The following is a 17,547-nucleotide window of genomic DNA, read 5'->3' on the forward strand; positions in this document are numbered from 1 at the left end:
GCGCCCCGGACTGGAGAGGCGATTTCTCAGCGTTGAGGTGGTAAGTGACTGCTATCCGCCGAGGGAGGGGCGGGGCATGGTGAATTTGCGCGGCCCCACCCGCAGCGCGTTGTTGACCGAGGAACCCGATATCACGCTCGACCTGGTGCCGGTCCCCGCCGCCGGCACGCCGTTCCACATGTTGGTCGCCGGGGTGACTTCCTCCCAGGACGGGCCCCCGCTGATGTCGGAGTCGGACAGCCAGAGCGGCTCGGCGACGGTGGTGGCCGCCGGGTTCGTCGTCGTCCAGCTCTGCGGCACGGACAACTTGCCCAGCGTGCTGGCGGTGCCCGCATTGGCGACCACCGGGGCGGGCGCGTGGCCCAAGCCCGCGGCCGCGGCCGCCTTGGCGGCGCCACCCGCGCCCTGGATGACCGGATTGGCGGCGGCGTTGCCCGACTGCAGGCCGACACGCTGAAGTCCCGTCCCGAAGCTTCCACCCGATGTGATCGTGCGGCTGAGGCCAGCGCCGAGACTTGTTGGCCCGGTGAGGGTGTTGAATGCATCGAAGGCGCTGAGTAACGAGTTAACCCCCGTCCCCTGTGCGGGGTTCGCAGATCCCGTGGAAGCGAGCGATTGCAGCTGCTGCGGCACGCTCGACATCAGCTGGGACAGCGTCGTCTGAGCCTGGCCCGCCGCCGAGTTGCCCGTGCTCTGCGACACCGCGGCGGCCTGGGCGGGCTGGGCGGCGGCGCTGGTGGTCTGCGGCGGCCGGCCGAACTGCGACAGCGTGGTCGCGGCGGACGAGGACGCCGCGTAGTTGTACATCGCGGCGGCGTCCTGGGCCCACATCTGCTCGTATTGCGCCTCGACGGCCGCGATCTCCGCGGTGTACTGCCCGAAGACGTTGTTGGCGACCAATTCGGCGAACTGTGCACGGTTGGCCGCGACCAGCGGCGGCGGCACCGTCGCCGCGTATGCCGTCTCATAAGCCGCGGCGGCCGCGCGCGCCTGGCCTGCGGCCTCTTCGGCCTTGGCCCCGGCCGTCGCGACCCAGGCCACATAGGGTGCGACCGCGCTGCTCATCTCCTCCGATGCGCCGCCGGACCAGCTCTCGCCCTGCAGCCGCGTGATCACCGAGGAGTAACCCCGCGAAACCGACTCCAGGCCGTTGGCCAGCACGTCCCAGGCCGCGGCGGCGGCCATCATCGGGCCCGAGCCCGAACCCGCATACATGCGCGCCGAATTGATCTCCGGCGGCAGCGCCCCGTAATCCAGCATCAGCGTTCCCCTCCCTCGCCCGGGCGCGCAGCGCCGCGGAGCGTCGAGACCGCGAGGGGCGCGCCGACCGGTGCGGTCAACGACCGTGGCCTCGAGGACGAATATTCAACGGTCATTTGCGCTCCTTCGGGTCGTTGCGGCTGCTGCGCCATTGGGCAGTCGCGCACTCATTGTTCCGAAGGGACCGTTGGCGGTCGACGGTGACGCGCAGTTCTGGCGGGCCCCACCGCCATCGTGCGTTGCCGGGGCGGGGCGATCCCACCGCTGGGCACACCCCTGTCAACGCACCTTGACACTCAAGAGACAGTCAAGCCCAGCGTAGGCCGTTCGACAACGACGAATGACCGATGTACAGCAGATTTCCAGCTAACTTCACCGGCATATTCAGTTAGCGGTGAGGTGGGTGTCCGCCCGGGGTTATCGCAATGGCGGCCGCAATCGACGCGGTTGCGGCCGCCAGGATCAATGGGCGTGATCGCAGCGGCCGCAAGAACTTTGACTGCGCGGCGCGACCATCGTCATGCACGGGACCGCCCCGGCCGGGGCTACCGGAAAGTGCCGGCCCGGCAAGCGACCGGCGCCGGTGTGGCGTTACCTACGTCACTTTTCACAAATTGGCGGTGTGCCGGGGGCTTTGCCACCGGCACGGCCTGATGCGCCGGCCGGCGTCCAGTGCTGGCCGCCATCGCGGGCGGTGCCGAACCCTACGCGCGAGGGATCCGGCAAACCGGGCCGGCGCCGCGGGCCGCGCATTGCGGATCGTAAATCTCAGGGCAGCTAATTTCTGTTCCCCGCGAGGCGGTCACATTTCACCCGATCCGGAGTGAATGGAGGATGGCCGGCAGGTGGAGCGGGCATAGTCCGCCGCCCGCCCCGCCCGCAATTCTCGAATTTGCTGGGAAAGTAATACCTCACCTGTCCCCGGTCGGCTTGTGAGCTCATACGCGCATGAACAGCGCTTTGAGGTCGTCGACGGAGCCCGGCCCGGGTAGCTGGACGTCTCTGTGAAGTTAACTGGGGATTTCCTGTTTATCGGTCGGTGCGAGTTGTCGGAGCGCGGGAATTGAGTTCTACTATTGGGTAGTGGAGCATGTCGCCGCTGCGGTTCACCCGAAATGCGCGCCAGAAGGTATCCGAACGGTTTCCGAATGGTGTCCGGCAGGTGTCCCGAACGGGTCGACCCACTGTGGCGCCGGACCCGCCATGATCGCGCGTCAATGTCGACCGCCAACAGGTCCTGTAGCAGCCGGTGCTACGCCGGCGACGGCGGCCAGATGTGACGCGGAGGGCGGCAAGTGGCGGTTCATGTCTCGTCTCGTGTGTCGCCCAGGTGGGCGGGCAAGATCGTCGGCCGCCGCGCCTTGCGCGGCTTCGGGGTGTCGATGCCCGTTGCCGTCGACCGCCGGGTAGGGTCGGGCGCATGTTCCATGGTGTCGTTCAATGTCACTGACCGACAACGGGTTTCGGTCTCGCGGCGCGGTCCGCGCCGAATACGGATCTTCCTCCATGCGGGTGGGCGATAAGGAAACGGCAGATCCGCCAGGCTGTTCGGAGTGCAGGATCCGTAGCGCCGACGAGTTCACCGCAACCCGGCTCCCCACCGCGCGAAGAGTGGCTGATGGTTGCCCGACATTGTGAAAGGTAAAGACCGCATGGCAAGTACGCGTCGCATCCTGGACTGGGATCCGGAAGACGTCGTGGCCTGGGCGGCCGGCAACAGCCGCATAGCCCGTCGCAACCTGATCTGGTCGATCGTGACCGCGCACGTCGCGTTTTCGATCTGGTATCTCTGGTCGGTGATGGTGCTGTTCATGCCATACGGCGTGTACGGCTTCAGCACCGGCGACAAGCTGCTGATCGGCGCCACCGCGTCTCTGGTCGGAGCGGTCGCCCGCATCCCGTATGCGATGGCGGGGGCCAGGTTCGGCGGCCGCAACTGGGCGGTGTTCTCCTCGGCGGTACTGTTGATCCCCACCGTCGGCACGCTCGTCCTGCTAGCTCATCCGGGGCTGCCGTTGTGGCCGTATCTGCTGTGCGCGGCGCTGACCGGCCTCGGGGGTGCCAATTACTCGGCGTCGCTCGCCACCGCCGAAACCTTCTACCCGCAGCGGTTGAAGGGCTTCGCACTGGGTCTCACTGGTGGCATCGCCAACCTCGGGTCGGCGGCCATTCAGGCGGTCGGTCTGATCGTGCTGGCCACCGCCGGCCACGAGGCGCCGTACCTGGTCTGCGCGGTATATCTGGCCCTGCTGGCCCTGGGCGGGCTCGGTGCGGCGCTGTTCATGAACAACCTGCACTACCGCATCGATATGAGCCACCTCAAAGACGTCCTCAAGGTGGGCGACTCGTGGGGCATCGCGATGCTCTACCTGTGCTGCTCCGGGTCGTTCCTCGGGTTCGCGTTCGCCTTCGGGCAGGTGCTGCAGCACAACTTCGTGGCCAGCGGCCAAAGCCACGGGGTGGCGTCGCTGCACGCGGCCGAGGTCGCTTTCACCGGTCCGCTGCTGGGCTCGGTGGCCCGCGTGGTCGGAGGCAAGCTGAGCGACCGCTTCGGCGGCGGCCACATGAGCCTGGCCCTACTGTCCTGCATGATCCTGGGCGGTGGCTTTCTGGTCGCCGTCAGCACCCACGACGACCTTACCCGCCACGAGGGCGACCCCGTGACGGGCTTCACGCTGGCGGGCTACATCGTCGGGTTCATCGCGCTGTTCATCTTCTCCGGAGCGGGGAAGGGCGCAGTGTACAAGCTGATCCCGTCCATCTTCGAGGTACGCAGCCGCCAGCTGGACGTCAATGAGGCCGAACGGCGTCACTGGGCACGGGTGCGATCGGGCACGTTGATCGGGTTCGCCGGGGCGTTCGGCGCGCTAGGGGGTGTGGGGATCAACCTGGCGTTGCGGCAGTCCTACGACCGCGCCGGCACCGAGACGCCCGCGTTCTGGATTTTCCTGGGGTGCTACATCGCCGCCGCGGTCCTGGCCTGGGCGCGCTACGTGCGGCCGCAGGATAAGGTGGCGCCGGCGGCTGCGCCGCTGCAGACCACCGCCGAGGTGCCGGTCAACACTTGACTGCTCTCCGATGAACGCCACCGATAACCCAACGGCGGCAAAGCCAAGGGCCGAGGGGACGTAGTCCCGCTCGGCCCTTGGCTTTGCTCAGAGATTCCGGCTTTCACGCCTCCTGCAGGAAGCGATCCGTCACCTCGGGACCCGTCGAATGCATCTGGATGGAGAGCTCCAGCAACTTGTCCTTGGCCTTCTTGGGCAGCAACTCGATGGACTTGGTGGTGGCGGAGTCGTACTTCGCCCCCGCGAACCGCTGCAGGATGACGTCCTTCTGCTCCTCGGTCGTGTGGATGGCGAGCAGCCTCATGCCGGCGAACGCGTCCTCCGCCAGCTGCGCCATTCCCGCCTTCTCCAGCGCTTCGAGCCGCTCCTCGTTGATCCACACGTTGATCTTGATGGTGCCACCATTCGTGCTCATGAGTCGAGTCCCTCCAGTTGATTGAGCGAAAAGACCGGCCGCCGGTTCTTCAGGTACTCCTCGGTGCAAAACGGTGACCCCTCGCCGTACTTGGCGGCGCTGTCCATGACGACCTCGAACACCTCGTGCCGCATTACCCGCTGGGTCGGCTTCACCTCGTCGGTGAGGATACTGCGGATGACGCTGCCGCTGAAGCTCTGCGACGTGGCGTCATGGCCGCACAGCGCCGAGTTGGTGACCTCCTGGCATTGCGGGCAGTACCAGTTCTCCTTGAGGAACACCGGCTTGATGGAGAGCTGGTCGCGGTGCTTGGTCAAGAGGTTCTGCGCGTCGTAGGGCTGGTAGAAGTCCCCGACGCCGGCGTGGTCACGGCCGAACATGTGGTGGGTGCAGCCGAGGTTTGCCCGCAGGATCGCGTGGAAGATCGCCTCCCTGGGGCCGGCGTACCGCATGTCCCATAACGTGAAGGTCACCTTGTGGACGTCGTCGCGGAAGTAGCCGTTGGTGCGCAGGGCGTCCTGAGCCAGCAGGATCGCTTCGTCGATGTAGTCACCGGCCCGCTTCTGCCCGATGATGCAGTTGACCAGCACACCGGTCTTCAGCGTGTCGATGGGGAGGTCCTCGTTCGCGGCGAACCAGGCCTGCTTCATCAGCGCCTCGTGACCGGTGTGGGGCACGTTGCGCGTCTGGTGTGCGACGAGGTTCTGCCAGCCCTTCTGCGTCAACACGTCCCGGTGTTGCTTGGGCGTGAGCCAGAAGCTCTTGAACGGCTCGTTGAAGACCGGCTCGTTGATCAGGGTGATGCCACCGCTGAGGAACCGGTTCTGGTAGGACATGGTCTTCTTCACGCCCGGGTGCCGGGCGTCCGTCGTGCCGTACGTCTTCTCGGCCATGCGCTCGAGGTCGTACTCGTAGATCTCCGCGATCTCGAAGACGGCCATCGGCGCGCCGAGGTACTCGAGTACGACGCTGCTGCCCTCGGTGATGTCGAACTTCTTGATGTCGTCGGTGGACATGTCGAACACGATGGGAATGCTCCACAGCGTCCCGTCTGGAAGCTGCATGTCGTCCAGCGTCCCGTCCACTTCCCGCCGGTTCATGAATCCGGTGAGTGGGGTGAAGAAACCGTAGGAGAGGCTGATCACCTCGTGCGCGGTCGCCTTGGATATGGGAACGCGCGTCAAACCCTCGATCTGCTTGGCTGCGTTCGCGGTCGAGACCCGCTCCACGATCGGTTTACCGTTGTGACCGATATAATCCATCTTGCTAACACCTCTTTCCGAGACAAAGTTCTGCCACTGTTAATCTTTCAGTTCGGCGGGGTACTTCTTGCGGTTGTCTTTATCGGCGCTGCGCCACCGTCGTCGCTCCTGTGCTGAATCTGTCTCGCTCTCTTCGATGACGGCCATCATCGCCTTGGTGCTGTGCAAGAACCGATGCCGCGCGAGTCGTCGCCAATTTTAGCCAACCCCTCGCCCGCTCTCGCGCCGAGGCGGGAAGGACACCGCCGGGCCGCCGGTGCGGCGCTACGGCCCTCGCGGGAGGCGCAGTGCCGGCCGGCGTGTTGGAGACGCGAATAGCGCCGTCCGGCAACAGATATGGCCGCGGCGTCGCGCGCGCTGGCGGGCGCTGCGGTTACGCCGTCGGGTGCGGGCTCGGAGCGCGGGGCGGGTGGCCATCGCGTCGCAGGGGCGGGCTCGCCGAGGAGTCGACGGGGGAGCCGATCTCATGCCACTCGTGGTGCGCCGGGGGGCATCCCCCGCCCGCTGCGGCATCCCGGTCACCCCTTAGCTGGACGTCTCGATGAAGTCTGCTGGAAATCTCCTGTGCATCAACCCCGTCGAGTTGTCTGATGCCCACAACTCCGTTTGACTGAGGAACGAAGCAGTCAGCTTGCGGTGTCGAGGTTCGGGAGTCACCCCGGCCTGGTCGCGCAAGACGGCGGTGGGGCTCGCCATAACCGCTCGTCGGATCACGACGGCCAACAGTCCCTGCGTAACCGATCAGTATTCGGCTGACAAGCGATGCAGCCGCGTGTGACGCAGGAGGACTATGAGCGCCGATCCAAGATTTCCCACTCACCCTGATCTCCGCCTGAGCGCCACGCGGGACCCTCGGTCCGCAAGGCCGGCCGGCTTCTGCCGTCGCTAGACGGCGAAATGCCAACCACGCGGCGCGAATTCGATCGGCTCACACCGAATCGACCACCGGCGCAACAAATCCCAACCTTATTCCCTACGCGCTAGGGGCGGCTTGGTGGTTGCCGGCATCAACCCTGAAAGGTAAACAGCGCATGGCGCGTTCGCGCATCACCTCTTGGAATCCAGAGGACACGGCTGCCTGGACCGCCGGCAACGACGCCATCGCCCGTCGCAACCTGATCTGGCTTGTCATCAATGCGCATATCGCCTTTTCGGTCTGGTACCTGTGGTCGGTGATGGTGCTGTTCATGCCGCAGTCCATCTACGGGTTCTCGACCGGCGACAAGCTCCTGCTGGACGCCGTCGCATCCCTGGTCGGCGCGCTCGTGCGCATTCCCTACGCGATGGCGGCCAACTGGTTCGGCGGCAGCACCTGGACCACGATCTCGTCGCTGGTGCTGCTGATCCCCACCGCCGGGACGATCGTGCTGCTGGCCCATCCCGGCCTGCCGCTGTGGCCCTACCTGATCTGCGCGGCGCTGACCGGGCTGGGCGGCGGCAACTACTCCGGGTCGCTGGCCAAGGTCGACGGCCTGTTCCCCCAGCGGCTCAAAGGCTTCACGCTGGGGCTGACCGGCGGGCTGGCCAATCTCGGCTCGGCGGCCATCCAGGTGGTGGGGCTGGTCGTTCTGGCGACCGCGGGGCACCAGGCGCCCTACTGGGTGTGTGCGATCTACCTGGTCCTGCTGGCCGTCGGCGGCGTCGGCGCGGCGGTGTTCATGGACGACGTCGTCGCGCACCGTACCGGGCTTTCGCTGGACAACCTGCGGGCCATCGTCGCGGTGCCCGATTCCTGGGCGATCTCCCTGCTGTACATGTGTGCCTCCGGTTCCTTTCTGGGCTTCGCCTTCGCCTTCGGTCAGGTGCTGCAGCACAACTTCTTCGCGGCGGGGGAGAGCCATGCCCAGGCGGCGCTGCACGCGGCCGAGATCGCCTTCATCGGGCCGTTGTTGGGCTCGCTGGCGCGCATCGTCGGCGGGAAGGTGAGCGACCGCTTCGGCGGCGGCCACGTCACCTTCACCGCGTTCCTCGCCGCGATCCTGGCCGGCGGGCTGCTCGTCGCCGTCAGCACGAACGCCGACGGCGCCGAGGACCGCGGGAACACGCTGACCGGGTTGACGATGGCCGGCTACATCGTCGGCTTTATCGCGCTGTTCATCTTCTGCGGTGTCGGCAAGGGTGCCGTGTACAAGCTGATCCCGTCGGTGTTCGAGGAGCGCAGCCGGGCGCTGGGTCTCGACGACAGCCAACGCCACCACTGGGCGCGGGTCAGGTCGGGCGCGTTGATCGGGTTCGCCGGCGCGGCCGGCGCGCTCGGGGGGGTGGGGATCAACCTGGCGCTGCGGCAGTCCTACGACACCGAGGGGACGGAAACCCCGGCGTTCTGCATCTTCCTGGCGTGCTACGTCGGCGCCGCGGCGCTGACTTGGGCGCGCTACGTCCGGTCACCAGCCGAGCGGGCGGCGACGTCGGGGCCCCGGGAACCGGTGACCGCGGAGTCGATCGAGACGGCAATGACCGAAGGGGGAGTGAATCGATGAGCGGGACCGACCTGGGCCGGCACCTCGAACAGGTGAGCGCAATCGCGGTCGAAGCCGGCAAGCTCACGCTCAAGTACCGGCGGGATCCGCGGGTGGTGGAGAAGGGCGATCACGGCGACGACACCTCGCCGGTCACCGACGCCGACCTGGCGGCCAACCACTACATCACCGATCATCTCGCGGCCCTGGATCCGCGGACCCCGATCATCTCGGAGGAATCGAAATCGGCCGACTACGCGACCAGGAAGGACTGGCGGCGTTTTTGGCTGGTGGATCCGCTGGACGGGACCAAGGAATTCCTGAAGGGCAGCGACGAATTCACCGTGAACATCGCGCTGATCGACAATTTGGAACCGGTGCTCGGCGTGATCTACGTTCCGGCGCAGGAGCTGCTCTATTACGCGGAAAAGGACGCGGGAAGCTGGCGGCGGAGGGGCGACGGGCACCCGGTGCGCATTTTCTCGTCGGTGCCGGACCTGAGCAAGGGACTCACCGTCGTCGAGAGCAAGTCGCACCCCTCGCCGGAATTGGAAGAGTACCTCAAGGACCTTCCGGTCAAGGAGCGGGTGAGTGCGGGCAGTTCGCTCAAGTTCTGCCTGGTAGCGGAGGGTCTCGCGGACATCTACCCGCGGATGAACCCGACCATGGAATGGGACGTCGCGGCGGGTGACTGCATCTACCGCAATTCGGCACGGCTGGGGCAGCGGACGTCGTCGTTGACGTATAACAAGCCGACTTTGAAAAATGGCAGCTTCGTCATGGGTTTCAGGTGAGTCAGCGGTAGGAAGCGTCGTCAAGCGAACCATTACGTATTTACGCGACAACAATAAAAATCAGGCTGATTAAAATGAGCGCAGAAAGGCGGGCGATGGTACCACCGCGGCAACCAGTCAAATGTCTGCGTAGTGAAACTCTCGATCGCACTGTCGATATGACCGGAAAGGGGCTTTGCAGTGAGGACTGACATCACGTGGCACGACCACAGCGTGACTCGACTCGAGCGGGAAAGGCTCAACGGGCACCGGGGTTGCGTCATCTGGTTCACCGGGCTGAGTGCCAGTGGAAAGAGCACGATAGCCAACCTCGTCGACGTCAAACTCTACGATCGGGGCCTGCGCAGCTACCTGCTCGACGGCGACAACGTCCGGTACGGGCTCAACGCCAATCCCGACATCATCGAAGAGCACCACGGCAAGGAATTCGCCGAGCGGTTCGGCCTGGGCTTCTCCGCCGAGGACCGCGAGGAGAACATCCGGCGCATCGGGTCGGTGGCGAAACTGTTCTGCGAGGCCGGCGTCGTGGCGCTGACGGCCTTCATCAGCCCGTACCGCCGTGACCGGGACAGGGTGCGCGCCACCCTCAACGAGGACGATTTCGTCGAGATCTTCGTGGACACTCCCATCGAGATCTGCGAGCAGCGCGATCCCAAGGGCCTCTACAAGAAGGTCCGGGCCGGCAAGATCAAGGGGTTCACCGGGATCGACGACCCGTACGAGGCCCCGTCCAAGCCGGAGTTACGGCTCGAAGGCGGATCCAAGGATGCCGACACCCTGGCCGAGGAAGTGATCTCCCACCTGGAGAAGGTGGGCATCATTCCGGCGCTCGCGCGAAGCGGAGGACCGCTGGGAGGGAGCGCCGAGGCCTAGAGAGTCCTTGCCCGTAGATCCGAACGACGAAACTTCAAGAAAGGCAATCTCATATGACGAACCAACTGTTGGCGCCCACCCGGGTCGTGAGGGACTACCTGTCCAATTCCCTGGTGTGGGAAGACTTCTTGGCCCAGGGCGGCTTTGTCGGCGGGGACATCGTCGTCGCCGACCCGTTCAAGGCCGGCACCACCTGGACCCAGCGGATCCTGCAGCAGATCCTGAGCAACGGCGAAGAGCACGACGCCGGCCTCTCGGACACCTCGCCGTGGCTGGACTCCAGTTGGGGCGATCACGCCGAAATGCTCGCCACGCTCAAGGGGCAGCGCGAGGCCGGCACGCGGCGGGTCATGAAGTCGCACCTGCCCGCGGACGCCCTGCCGATCGCGCCCGAGGCCCGCTACGTGTTCGTCGGCCGCAACGGCAAAGACCTGGGAATCAGCTTCCACAACTACCTCCACAACTTCTCCGAGTCGACCATGGCGGAGATCAACCGGATTCACGCCGAGTGGTCCGATGACTCCACTCCGCTGGTGATTCCCGAGGACATGCGGGAGTTCTTCGACCTGTGGCTGGACACCGACGGGTACCAGTGCTGCGACCTGCTCGACATCATGGCGTCGTGGTGGAAGCTCAAGGACGAGCCCAACATCCTGCTGGTGCACTACAAGAACCTGAAACAAGATCTGCCGGGCCAGGTTTCGCGGATCGCGAAGTTCTTGTCCATCGAGCCCGAGTCGTTGCGCATGGATGCCATCCTCGAGCACTGTTCGTTCGAGTACATGAGCGGGCGGGCGGAGAAGATGGCGCCCTTCGGCGGTGAGCACATGTCCAGCGCCAAGGCCTTCTTCCACAAGGGGCCCAAGCGCGACTTCCGCACCGAGCTGACCGATGAGCAGATCGAGCGATTCGACCGCAAAGCCCTCGACAAGTTGGGTGCGGAGTGCGCACAGTGGTTGGAGACGGGCGAAAGTCGCTAGGATCGCAAGTCGCGCGGAGTCGTTGACGCGGACCCGGACGGCTGGACTGCCGTCCGGGCTTCAGCACGACGACGCGAACGGGGGATTGGTTCGGTGATCGATTTCGGTGCACTGCCGCCGGAGATCAACTCCGGGCGGATGTATACGGGCCCAGGGTCGGGACCGATGGTGGCCGCCGCGGAGGCCTGGGACGGTTTGGCCGCTGAGTTGCATTCCGCCGCAGCGCATTACTCCTCGGCGCTTTCCGGGCTCACGGCGAAGTGGCAGGGCCCCTCGTCGCTGACGATGGCTGCCGCCGCCGCGCCGTACGTGGCCTGGCTGACCGGTACGGCCGTGCAGGCCGAACAGGCCGCCAGCCAGGCCAGGGCGGCCGCGGCCGCCTACGAGGCCGCGTTCGCGGCGACGGTTCCCCCCGCGGCGGTCACGGCCAATCGCGCGCAGCTGCTGGCACTGATCGCGACGAATTTCTTCGGCCAGAACACCCCGGCGATCATGGAGACCCAGGCCCAGTACCTCGAGATGTGGGCCCAGGACGCGGCGGCGATGTACGGCTACGCCGGCTCCTCGGCGTCCGCCGCGACCCTGCCGCCGTTCGGGCCCCCGCCGCGGACCACCGAACCGGCCGGCGCCGCCGGACAGGCCGCCGCCGTCGCCCAGGCCACCGGCACCCAGGCCGGGGCCCGGGCGCTGCCACCGCTGATGTCGGCGGTGCCGTCCTCGTTGCACGGCCTCGCGGGATCCGCCGCCGCGGCACCCGCGACCACCTCCCCCTCGGCGTCGGCGCCGCAATCGCTGGCATCGGCGCTGAATTCGCTCGTGGCCTTCGGGAACGGGCCGTTGTCGCCGCTGTCGTATTTCAGCGCGGTGGGCGCGCCGCAACTCCTCGGCGCACAGAGCTACCTGCTGCCCCAGGCGGGGGCGAACCTGTCCGACGCCATGGCCAAGCTGGGGACGGCGCCGGCAATCGCCGCCGCGTCGGGGCCGGTTTCGCCGACCGGCGCGCTGGGTTCGGCGGTGACGGCGGGTGTGAACCGGGCCGGCTTCGTCGGGGGCCTGTCGGTGCCGCAGGGCTGGGCGATGGCGGCCCCGGCGGTCAAGCCGGTGGCCGCGGTGTTCGCGGACCCCGGCCCCGCCGGCGCTGCGGCCGCCGCCGCAACGCAGGGCGAAGGAAACCTGTTCGGCAACGTGGCGCTGTCGAGCCTGGCCGGCAGGGCGATCGCGGACACCGGCGGCACCGCCGCGCGATCGGCCGGGGCCGGCGCGAGCGGCGAGGCCGCCGGACCGGTCAACATCTTCATCATTCCCGCTCTTCCCCCAGAAGCCTGAGGTCCGCCAATGCTTTTCGGATTATTGCCACCGGAGGTCAACTCCGGACGCATGTATGCCGGCCCGGGATCCGCGCCGATGTTGGCGGCCGCGGAGGCGTGGGACACGCTGGCGGCGCAACTGCACGGCACGGCCGCGTCCTACTCCTCGGTGATCGCGGGCCTGACGACGGCATGGCGGGGCCCGTCGTCGGTGTCGATGGCGAGCGCGGCCGCGTATCTGGACTGGCTGAACGCCACGGCCACCCAGGCCGAGCAGGCCGCCGCGCAGGCCCGTGGTGCCGCGGCCGCCTACGAAGCGGCGTTCGCGGCGACGGTGCCGCCGGCGGTGGTCGCGGCCAACCGCAGCGAACTGGCGTTCCTGGTGGCGACGAACATCTTCGGGCAGAACACCGCCGCGATCGCGGCCAACGAGGCCCAGTACAGCCGGATGTGGGCGCAGGACGCCTCGGCGATGTCCACCTACGCCACCCAGTCGGCGGCCGCGTCGGCGGTCACCCCGTTCACACCACCGCCGGCGACCACCGCCACGGCCGGAGCGCTCGGCCCGGTGTCGAACGTCATCGCAAGCGCGCAAACGGAGTTGGCCGCCGCATTCGGCGCGGTGCCCGCCGCGTTGCAGAGTCTTGGCACCGTGCTGACCGGGCCGAACCCGGCCGCCGGACTGGTGAGCGCCCTGCAGGACTTCGCCGGGATGCAGACGCTGAGCTCGCTCAGCGCGGACTTCGAGGGCATCGGCAAGCTGGTCCTGCCGGTCAACGTCGTCATGATCAACACCATCTTCGGCCTGGTAGCCGGGGCGAGGTACGTCCTCGGATTGGAGCCCGCGGCCGGCATCGGGGTGACCGGCGGCGCAGAGTGGGCGTTGGAAGCCGGCCTGGGTTCGGCGTCGCCGCTGGCGAATCTTGCCGGCGCGGGCAGCGTTTCGGCGGCTGTCGGTCACGCCGGCCTGGTCGGCGGCGTGTCCGTGCCGCCCAGCTGGGCCACGGCCACCCCGGCGATCCGGACGGTGGCGGCGGTATTGTCCGGCGCGGGGGCGGACGCGGTACCGGCGGCTGCGGTCAGCGAGGGTACGTGGCTGAGCGGAATGGCGTTGGCGGGCATGGCCGGAAGCGCGCTGGGCGCCGCCGTGCCCGGAGCCCTCGGCGGCGCGGGCGTCCGACTGCGCTCCACCTCGCTCAAGGACGGCGCGTCCAAAGACGGTGAGACGCCGGCGAATCTGCAGCGGCTCGTGGCCGAAATGGCCGACAAGCCCGACGACGTCCAGCATTGGTACACCGAATCGGCGGACCTGGAAAGCCTCGTCGCCAAGCTGAGGAAGAAGCCGGGCATTCACGCGGTGCACTTGACCGACGGCGGTATGAACGTGAGATTACCGCGGCCTGAATAGAAGTCGGTGCCGCGGCGAAGCCCAGCTCATCGCCGGACCACGACGCAAGGAACAGGAAACACCCAACCGGGACACAGCTAACCGTCAGCTTGGGCGGCAAGGGTACCTTAAGAATCGGGATGAATAAAACGGGCCCAGAGAGGCGGTCGGTGACATCGCAACGATAACCGGCGCCGGCACCTGCGTCCTGACTCCCGCCAAATCCCCAGTTCGGTGCGGGATTTTTCGTCGACCGAACCTCGTTAGCCGACTGGTACGGCAAATGTCAATTTCCGCTCGAATTTTTTCCGATCGTTCCCGCTTTTCGGCGCAGGGGCGCTCCGACCACCTCCGCGCGCCCTGTCAGCGGGCTTAGAAATCGCTGACATCCGACCCACCCGCAGAAAGGCAGGATCGCCGTGCCGAGCCAACTCATCGCACCGACCCGGGTGCTGAGGGACTACCTGTCCAATTCCTCGGTGTGGGAGGACTTTTTGGTCCAGGGCGGCTTTGTCGGCGGGGACATCGTCGTCGCCGACCCGTTCAAGGCCGGCACCACCTGGACTCAACGAATCGTTCAGCAGATCCTGCACAACGGCGAGGAGGGGGACGCCGGCCTCTCGAACACCTCGCCGTGGCTGGACTCCGGTTGGGGCGAGCACGCCGAAATGCTCGCCACGCTCAAGGGGCAGCGCGAGGCGGGCACGCGGCGGGTCATGAAGTCGCACCTGCCCGCGGACGCCCTGCCGATCGCGCCCGTGGCCCGCTACGTGTTCGTCGGCCGCAACGGCAAAGACCTGGGAATCAGCTTCCACAACTACCTCCACAACTTCTCCCCGGCGACCATGGCGGAGATCAACCGGATTCACGCGGCGTGGTCCGGCGACTCCGCTCCGCTGGTCATCCCCGAGGACATGTCGACCTTCTTCGATCTGTGGCTCGAGACGAATGGATACGGCTGCTGCGACCTGATCGACGTCATGGCTTCCTGGTGGAGGCTCAAGGATGAGCCGAATATCCTGCTCCTGCACTACCGGCAGCTGAAAGACGACCTGCCGGGCCAGATAGCCCAGCTCGCGGAGTTCTTCTCCATCGATCCGGGGTCGCTGCGGATGGACGCCATCGTCGAACATTGCTCGTTCGACTACATGAGTGCCCGCGCGGAGAAAATGGCGCCATTCGGCGGCGCGCACATGTCCAGCCCCCAGGCGTTCTTCCACAAAGGGCTCAAACGTGACCACCGCACCGAGCTGAGCCCCCAGCAGGTCGAGCGTTTCGACCGGGTCGCGCTGAACAAGCTGGGGGCCGAGTGCGCGCACTGGCTGGAGACCGGTGAAACCCCAACAGCGGGTTAGCTTTCACCGCCACCACGTGGAGGTTAGCGGGACCTCGCCGAACGACGGGGTCCCGCGCACGCGCGTGGGTTCCGCGGCCATGGCTCAGCGCGTGCTGACGCCGCGCCACCGCCTCCTCATGGAGGCCGTGGCCGTGGTCTACATCGTGGTGGCAGCGCAGTGCGACGGCCACCACTACCTGTTCTTCCCGGGCCTCGCGGCCCTGGCCTACGACGTGCTGACCCGGCCCTGGGGTAAATGGGCGAGCCAGCCGGCGCGGCTTGTGCTGACACCGTCGCTGGCGGCGGTGGCCGGAGTGTGGACCACCCGGCAGTTCCCGTACCACGCTCTGAGCGTCTTGGGCCTTGTCACCGTGTGCCTGCTGGTTGTCGCCGCGCTCAAATCGAACATCGCCCCCGCCATCGCGGCGGGCGTGCTGCCCCTGGTCCTGGGGATCCAGAGCTGGGTTTATCCCGCCTCGATAGCGGCCAGTCTCGTTGTCCTGCTTTGCATCCTGATGCCGTGGCAACGGTATTGCCGGCGCAGATACCAGTCGGCCGGCGGGGCCGCGGCCACGAATCTCGACGACATCCTCGAAACGTCACCGGTCGGGCGCGGCTGGATCGTGCCCTTATACGCGTTCGTGACGACGATGGCGTTCTGCGCCGCGGGTTCGGGCCTGCGGCTGTTGCTGTTCCCGCCGCTGATCGTCATCGCCTACGCGATGTTCGCGCATCCCGGTACCTGCCCCTGGGCCGGAAAGCCGATCGCGCTTCTGGCTGCATGCTCGTTGATATCGACCGCGGGCTGGATCGTCGTCAGCCTTTGGGGCAAGGGCGGTTTCGCGGCCGGATGCGCGATGGTGTTCGGCATCATCGCGCTTCGCGCCCTGAAATTCCACATGCCACCAGCGTTGGCGATCGGATTGCTTCCGCTGGTCATCGGTTCTCTCAGTATCGAATTTCCCGTCTCCGTCACCGTCGGGGCGGCAGCCCTGACGCTCGCCTACCTGCCCTACCGGCGGCTGAATATGAGGAGTGCATCGTGTCAAACGCCCAACTGACCCACGTCATCATCGTCCTGCTCTTACTAGTGGGGCTCGCCCAGTTGCTGGGGTACGTGTTCGTCAAGCTTCGCCAGCCCAAGGTGGTGGGCGAAATTCTCGCCGGCATCGTGCTGGGCCCGGCGGTGCTCGGGCAGATCCCGTTCATGGCCCACCTCGTCGGCAGCGCCACGCATCAGGGCAACATCCTGACGTTCGTCTACTGGCTCGGCCTGCTGCTGCTGATGTTCGTGTCCGGGGCCGAGATGCAGCAACTGTTCGGTCGCGGGGAGCGGCGCACCGTGAGCTGGCTCGTCATCGTGGGCACCGGCATCCCGTTCCTGCTGGGTCTTGGTTTCGGACCGCATCTCATCCGGCCCAGCCTGGCCGGACCGCACGGAAACCGGTTGTCGCTCATCATCATTCTGGCCGTCGGGGTCGCGGTCACGTCGGTGCCGGTGGTGTCGAAGATCTTCGCCGACCTCAACATCATGGACACCCGGTTCGCGCGGCTCATCCTCGGCGTCGCCGTGATCGAGGACATCGTGTTGTGGCTCGCCCTGGCCATCGCGACCGCGGTCGCGGCCAAGGCCGCGCTGGAGCCCGAAGAGATGGCCGTGCACCTGGCGATCACCGTGGCCTACTTCGTCGTCGGGCTCACGCTGGCGCCGCGCCTGATACGGCGCGTCAACACCGCCAGCTGGAACGTCCTGGCGCAGCACTCGCCGACCGGCTACGCCATCGCGATTCTGCTGACCTACTGCGCCATCGCCGGTGCGCTCGACGTCAACCTCGTCTTCGCCGCGTTCCTGGCGGGGTTCGCCGTCGTGCACAAGGAGCGCAGGATCTTCGACGACTCGATGGAGGCGATCAGCAAGGTCTCCTTCGCCTTCTTCATCCCGGTGTACTTCGCGATCGTCGGCCTCAAGCTGGACCTCATCCGAGGCGTCTCCCTGCCGATGATGGCGATCTTCATCCTCGGCACCTGCGCGGTGAAGCTGATGTCCGTCGCGCTCGCCGGCCGGTTCGCCGGCTTCCGCGGACTCGACCTGATCAACCTCGCGATCACCACCAACGCCCGCGGCGGCCCCGGCATCGTGCTGGCCAGCGTCGCCTTCGACGCCGGCATCATCAGCCCGACGTTCTACACCACGCTGGTGGTCGCGGCCGTGCTCACCTCGCAGCTGGCCGGCGCGTGGCTGGACTACGTGCTGCGCAAGGGCTGGCCGTTGCTCAAGTCCGACCTGGACGAGACGGTGTCCGGAGACGGCATGGCGGCAGCGGAACCCGTCGGCGCGCCTCATGACTCCGAGGCCGCGCCGGCCGTCGGCCGGGCGGCCGCGGATCAGCCCACCCAGGCCTAGCT

General features: G+C 66.9%; 14 protein-coding genes. 10 read left to right on the plus strand and 4 right to left on the minus strand.

The annotated features are described in order from the left end of the window. Nucleotides 1-51: 51 nt before the first annotated feature. Nucleotides 52-1,260, minus strand: a complete 1,209-nt coding sequence (locus AB8998_RS08590) for a PPE family protein (RefSeq protein ID WP_369737486.1) — start codon at nt 1,258-1,260, stop codon at nt 52-54. Between the two features lie 1,652 nt (nt 1,261-2,912). Here AB8998_RS08590 and AB8998_RS08595 point away from each other — a divergent pair. Beyond that, entirely contained in the window at nt 2,913-4,328 is a 1,416-nt protein-coding gene (locus tag AB8998_RS08595; RefSeq protein WP_369737487.1) for an MFS transporter, read from the plus strand. 103 nt (nt 4,329-4,431) lie between these two features. Here AB8998_RS08595 and AB8998_RS08600 read toward each other — a convergent pair whose 3' ends face one another. Genes AB8998_RS08600 through AB8998_RS08610 form a run of 3 tightly spaced genes read right to left on the minus strand, consistent with a single transcriptional unit; the run spans nt 4,432 to nt 6,173 of the window. Next, nucleotides 4,432-4,743 carry a DUF6955 family protein gene (locus AB8998_RS08600; RefSeq protein WP_369737488.1) on the minus strand — a complete coding sequence of 104 codons (312 nt, stop codon included), beginning with the start codon at nt 4,741-4,743 and terminating at the stop codon, nt 4,432-4,434. After that, entirely contained in the window at nt 4,740-6,005 is a 1,266-nt protein-coding gene (sat, locus tag AB8998_RS08605) for a sulfate adenylyltransferase (RefSeq protein WP_369737489.1), read from the minus strand. Before sat ends, AB8998_RS08600 begins: the two co-directional genes overlap by 4 nt. 39 nt (nt 6,006-6,044) lie before the next feature. After that, complete coding sequence (locus AB8998_RS08610) at nt 6,045-6,173, minus strand: hypothetical protein (protein ID WP_369737490.1); 129 nt, start codon at nt 6,171-6,173, stop codon at nt 6,045-6,047. 863 nt (nt 6,174-7,036) lie between these two features. Here AB8998_RS08610 and AB8998_RS08615 point away from each other — a divergent pair. The 9 genes from AB8998_RS08615 to AB8998_RS08655 all read left to right on the plus strand — a co-directional run bounded on the left by AB8998_RS08615 (nt 7,037) and on the right by AB8998_RS08655 (nt 17,545). Next, complete coding sequence (locus AB8998_RS08615; protein ID WP_369737491.1) at nt 7,037-8,485, plus strand: MFS transporter; 1,449 nt, start codon at nt 7,037-7,039, stop codon at nt 8,483-8,485. Further along, nucleotides 8,482-9,258 (plus strand): 3'(2'),5'-bisphosphate nucleotidase CysQ, encoded by a 777-nt coding sequence (cysQ, locus tag AB8998_RS08620; RefSeq protein ID WP_369737492.1) that lies wholly within the window; start codon nt 8,482-8,484, stop codon nt 9,256-9,258. Before AB8998_RS08615 ends, cysQ begins: the two co-directional genes overlap by 4 nt. Before the next feature lie 180 nt (nt 9,259-9,438). After that, entirely contained in the window at nt 9,439-10,131 is a 693-nt protein-coding gene (gene cysC / locus AB8998_RS08625) for an adenylyl-sulfate kinase (protein WP_369737493.1), read from the plus strand. A 53-nt stretch (nt 10,132-10,184) separates the two neighbouring features. Beyond that, complete coding sequence (locus tag AB8998_RS08630; protein WP_369737494.1) at nt 10,185-11,111, plus strand: sulfotransferase domain-containing protein; 927 nt, start codon at nt 10,185-10,187, stop codon at nt 11,109-11,111. Nucleotides 11,112-11,207: 96 nt separating this feature from the next. Next, nucleotides 11,208-12,437 (plus strand): PPE family protein, encoded by a 1,230-nt coding sequence (locus tag AB8998_RS08635; protein ID WP_369741480.1) that lies wholly within the window; start codon nt 11,208-11,210, stop codon nt 12,435-12,437. Between the two features lie 9 nt (nt 12,438-12,446). Continuing rightward, nucleotides 12,447-13,826: a PPE family protein gene (locus AB8998_RS08640; protein WP_369737495.1), complete on the plus strand. Its 1,380-nt coding sequence runs from the start codon at nt 12,447-12,449 to the stop codon at nt 13,824-13,826. Nucleotides 13,827-14,224: 398 nt separating this feature from the next. Continuing rightward, nucleotides 14,225-15,160, plus strand: a complete 936-nt coding sequence (locus AB8998_RS08645; RefSeq protein ID WP_369737496.1) for a sulfotransferase domain-containing protein — start codon at nt 14,225-14,227, stop codon at nt 15,158-15,160. Between the two features lie 79 nt (nt 15,161-15,239). Beyond that, a complete protein-coding gene (locus AB8998_RS08650; RefSeq protein WP_369737498.1) occupies nt 15,240-16,202 on the plus strand; it encodes a hypothetical protein in 963 nt (320 codons plus the stop codon). Continuing rightward, nucleotides 16,184-17,545, plus strand: a complete 1,362-nt coding sequence (locus tag AB8998_RS08655) for a cation:proton antiporter (protein WP_369737500.1) — start codon at nt 16,184-16,186, stop codon at nt 17,543-17,545. The genes AB8998_RS08650 and AB8998_RS08655 overlap by 19 nt, the downstream gene beginning before the upstream one ends. Nucleotides 17,546-17,547: the final 2 nt, after the last annotated feature.

Source organism: Mycobacterium sp. HUMS_12744610, assembly GCF_041206865.1.
In the GTDB taxonomy this organism is placed as follows: Bacteria; Actinomycetota; Actinomycetes; order Mycobacteriales; family Mycobacteriaceae; genus Mycobacterium; species Mycobacterium servetii.